Genomic DNA, 3,602 nt, shown 5'->3' with positions numbered 1-3,602 from the left:
GTGGTGGGCGATACAAGGATTGAACTTGTGACCTCTTCCGTGTCAAGGAAGCGCTCTCCCACTGAGCTAATCGCCCGAGGCGGAGGCGGGAATCGAACCCGCGTACAGGGCTTTGCAGGCCCTTGCCTAAGCCACTCGGCCACTCCGCCCGAGTCCCCGGATGGCGTCTCGGGGAGTCAGAGCCTGGAGGACCAGGCGAAAGCACAAGGTTTCCTCCGAGCGGACGACGGGATTCGAACCCGCGACCCTCACCTTGGCAAGGTGATGCGCTACCAGCTGCGCTACGTCCGCATGTGCACCGGTGTTTCGCGGTGCTGGCCGCACCTGCTCGGTGCGACATGGAGAACATTAGCAGGGCTTCCGGGGGGTTCAAAACCGGCCCCCTTGTTGTCCCGAAAACGCCCTCCGACCTGCGCTTTCGGGCCGCCGTAGCGGCCCGTCGGCAGGCCCGGCCCGGTTAGTCCCGGGCTCGGTCGGTCTCGTCCAGCAGGGTCGACAGCGCGTCGTCGAAGTCGAGCCAGGAGTACTCCGTCGTCGGGGGGACGACGTCGAAGGTGCGCTCCAGGAACTCCGACAGCGTCGCGGCACACGTGGTGAACACCGCGTGCCCGGACGGGGAGGTGAGCTCCAGTTCGACCCGGGTCTCGTCATGGAGGAGCGGCTGCACTCGCACGTCGCCGGTGCCCGCCGGGCCGAGCAGGCCGTCCGCGAGCAGGTCCCGGGCGAAGACCCAGTCGACCGCGCTGCCGTGCCCCGTCCGGAACGACGCCTGCACCGCGTACGGGTCCCGGCTGGAGTATGAAAGCTCCACCTTGACGGGCACGACCGGCGCGTCGGGGGCGATCAGTTCGAACATCGCCGTTGAGCAGATGAACTCGTCGCGCATCCTCAAGTCCCTCTTTCTGGTCCTTCGTGGTCCGTCGTGCTGAAAAACGAGCGTGTCGCGAAGATGTGACGGGTCGGGGGACGAACTCAGCCCGGTGGACGCGTGGCGGTCACCCGGACGGGTGTATGTGCGTTCCACCCCGCGCCGGGCCGACCAGGGCGGACGAGCGGACGGGCCCGGGAATGTGAGCCACATATCTGGAGGACGTCTAGGCTGAACCGGTCGTTGCTCCGCAGCGAAGAAGAGACGTGAGGATCCCGCTGGTGGCCGAAGTCGCCGAACCGGCCGACGCCTCGGATCGCTCCCGACGGGGTCCGAACCGGCCGAGCAGTACCCGCCGGCACGATCCGGCGGACGAGCAACTGGTCCGTCGCGTCGTCGAGGGCGACCAGACCGCCCTCGGGGATGTGTACGACCGGTTCGGTCGTCCGGCCTTCTCCCTGGCCCGCCGCATCTGCGCGGACGACGGGATCGCCGAGGACGTCGTCCAGGAGGTGTTCCTCGCCTTCTGGAAGGACCCGGGCAGGTTCGATCCCGCCCGGGGCGCGTTCGGCACCTGGCTGCTGACGCTCGTGCACCACAAGTCGGTCGACGCCGTCCGGCGCGAGAGCACGATCCGCCGCCGGACCGTGCCCGCCGCCGAGGACGGGGAGGAGTGGTCGGCCCCGCCCGGCCCCGGTGCCGACCAGACCGCGCTCGGCTCCGTCGTCGCCGGGCAGGTGCGGGACGCGCTCGGCCGGCTGCCGGCCGAGCAGCGGCAGGCCCTCGCGCTCGCCTACTACGGCGGCTACACGCAACGGGAGGTGGCCGCGCTGACCGGTGTCCCCCTCGGCACGGTCAAGTCCCGGATGTTCACCGGCCTCTCCCGGCTGCGCAACGTCCTCGGTCCGCTCGTCGGCGAGTTCGCCGCAGATATCTCCGGAGGTGCCAGGTGAACCCCTCGCACGCCCGCGAGTGCCCGATGGCGGAGCAGTCCGTCGGCTGGGTCCTGCACGCGCTCGAGCCGGACGAGGAGATCGAGGTGATCGGGCACCTGCCCACCTGCCCGATCTGCCGCACGGTCGTCCGGGAGACCGAGGAGAGCCTGTTCGGGCTCGGTGCGGCCGTCGAGCAGGTGGACCCGCCCGCCGGGCTGCGCGACCGCATCCTCGACGCCGCGGCGCAGACCCCGCAGGTGGCGCCCACCCCGGCGGCCGCCGAACTTCCGCGCGAGACGGCCGAGAACCGGGTGCCGGTCGCTCCGCTCCGTCGCACCCCGTCGAGCGGCCCCGGTCGTGATCCGGGCAGGCGCGGCGGGGGATGGCTCCGCACGCCCCGCCGGAAGCTGGCGGCCGCGGCGGTGGCGCTCGCCCTCGTCGTCGGGATCGGCGGGCTGGGCACCTACGCGGCCCAGCTCCGCAGCGAACGGGACCAGACGACCGTCCAGGCGCAGAGCATCGTGGACATGGTCAGCCAGTTCGACCGGCCGGGTACCCGGCACGCGTTCCTCACCCCGCAGGGCCAGACGCAGCCGGTCGCGGCCGTGATGGTCAACGGGGCCGAGCGTCAGGTGATGACGGTGGGGCTCGCGGCGAACGCGAGCGACCGCATCTACGTCCTCTGGGGGCTCGCGCACGCGAACACCCCGCCGCAGGCCGTCGGAACCTTCGACGTCACCGCCGACCTCGACGGCCCGCAATCCGTAGGATCGGGCACGGATGGCGGGTTCGCCCTGTATGCGATCTCCCTCGAGCCCGGCCGGACCGCTCCGGCCTCGCCATCCGCTGTGGTCGCGAGTGGGCAGGTGGAGACCTGAGCGAGACGGACGAGACACAGTCGGCCCTCGGGCGATTCGGCGACCGGATCACCGGGTTCCGTGATCGCATCGCGGAGAAGCCCGGACAGCTGCGCATCTACCGCATCGTCGTGGGCGTGATCGGCACGCTCGTGCTCGCCGGCGGCATCGTCGCCATCCCGTACCCGGGGCCCGGCTGGCTGATCGTCTTCGCGGGCCTCGCGATCCTCGGATCCGAGTTCATGTGGGCCAAGCGCGTCCTCCGATTCGCCCGTGGCAAGTACGATGCCTGGACGGACTGGCTCGGCCGGCAGAACCTGTTCGTGAAGCTCCTCGTGCTGACCGCGACCGGGCTGATCGTCCTGGCGACGCTGTGGCTGCTCAACGCGTTGTACCTGGTGGCAGGCTGGGTCGGGCTGGATGGGTGGACCTGGTTGAAGAGCCCGATCCTGGGGTGATGTAGTGTTCTCCACGGCAGCGGGCGATTAGCTCAGGGGGAGAGCGCTTCGTTCACACCGAAGAGGTCACTGGTTCGATCCCAGTATCGCCCACTCGCCGAAGGCCCTGGTCAGCCGCTTAACCGCGGATCTGAGACCAGGGCCTTCGTCATGTTCGGGGTCGGAAAAGCATCAGAAAGGCATCACGCGGTCCGCGGGGCATCGCCGTCGTCGTCTGCGTCATCGTCGGCCGGGTCGTCGTCGTCGAGTGCCCGGAGGATGCGGTCGGAGTTGTTGATCCGGCGGGTGTAGAGGTCGAGCGTCGTGGACGAGCGTTCGTGGCCCATCACCCGCTGCACCATGTTCGGCGGGACGCCGTCGTCGACGCGCCAGGTGGCGTAGGAGTGCCGGAGGTCGTGGAACCGCAGCCCGCCCGCCTGCTCCCGGGCGACCGTCTTGATCGCGGCGGCCCGAGTCGCGAACAACTCGCGGTGAGGACGGCCGT

5 protein-coding genes and 4 tRNA genes are annotated in these 3,602 nt (G+C 70.1%); 4 read left to right on the top strand and 5 right to left on the bottom strand.

Annotation, left to right across the window (positions count from 1 at the left end; all coding sequences use genetic code 11):
• Nucleotide 1 precedes the first annotated feature (1 nt).
• From JWP64_RS14095 to JWP64_RS14080, 4 genes are all read right to left on the bottom strand, one after another.
• A tRNA-Val gene (locus tag JWP64_RS14095) sits at nucleotides 2–76 on the bottom strand.
• Nucleotide 77: 1 nt separating this feature from the next.
• Nucleotides 78–149 (bottom strand) — tRNA-Cys (locus JWP64_RS14090).
• Nucleotides 150–218: 69 nt separating this feature from the next.
• A tRNA-Gly gene (locus JWP64_RS14085) sits at nucleotides 219–291 on the bottom strand.
• 166 nt (nucleotides 292–457) lie between these two features.
• Nucleotides 458–886: an SsgA family sporulation/cell division regulator gene (locus tag JWP64_RS14080; RefSeq protein WP_297496473.1), complete on the bottom strand. Its 429-nt coding sequence runs from the start codon at nucleotides 884–886 to the stop codon at nucleotides 458–460.
• A 263-nt stretch (nucleotides 887–1,149) separates the two neighbouring features.
• On the opposite strand from JWP64_RS14080, the gene JWP64_RS14075 reads away from it, so the two are divergent.
• From JWP64_RS14075 to JWP64_RS14060, 4 genes are all read left to right on the top strand, one after another.
• Nucleotides 1,150–1,821, top strand: coding sequence for a sigma-70 family RNA polymerase sigma factor (locus tag JWP64_RS14075; protein ID WP_297496471.1), 672 nt, complete (start codon nucleotides 1,150–1,152; stop codon nucleotides 1,819–1,821).
• On the top strand, nucleotides 1,818–2,681 hold the full coding sequence (locus JWP64_RS14070) for an anti-sigma factor (protein ID WP_297496469.1): 864 nt from the start codon (nucleotides 1,818–1,820) through the stop codon (nucleotides 2,679–2,681). Before JWP64_RS14075 ends, JWP64_RS14070 begins: the two co-directional genes overlap by 4 nt.
• Nucleotides 2,678–3,118, top strand: coding sequence for a TIGR02611 family protein (locus tag JWP64_RS14065; protein WP_297496475.1), 441 nt, complete (start codon nucleotides 2,678–2,680; stop codon nucleotides 3,116–3,118). The genes JWP64_RS14070 and JWP64_RS14065 overlap by 4 nt, the downstream gene beginning before the upstream one ends.
• 21 nt (nucleotides 3,119–3,139) lie before the next feature.
• Nucleotides 3,140–3,211: transfer RNA gene (locus JWP64_RS14060), tRNA-Val, on the top strand.
• A gap of 89 nt (nucleotides 3,212–3,300) precedes the next feature.
• Here JWP64_RS14060 and JWP64_RS14055 read toward each other — a convergent pair.
• Nucleotides 3,301–3,602: tyrosine-type recombinase/integrase (locus JWP64_RS14055; RefSeq protein ID WP_297496467.1), on the bottom strand; the 302-nt coding region annotated here is incomplete at its 5' end.

Source organism: Pseudonocardia sp. (genome assembly GCF_025465255.1).
Classification (GTDB): Bacteria; Actinomycetota; Actinomycetes; order Mycobacteriales; family Pseudonocardiaceae; genus Pseudonocardia.
Note: the sequence above shows the minus strand (reverse complement) of the source record. Positions and strands in the feature narration are given on the sequence as shown.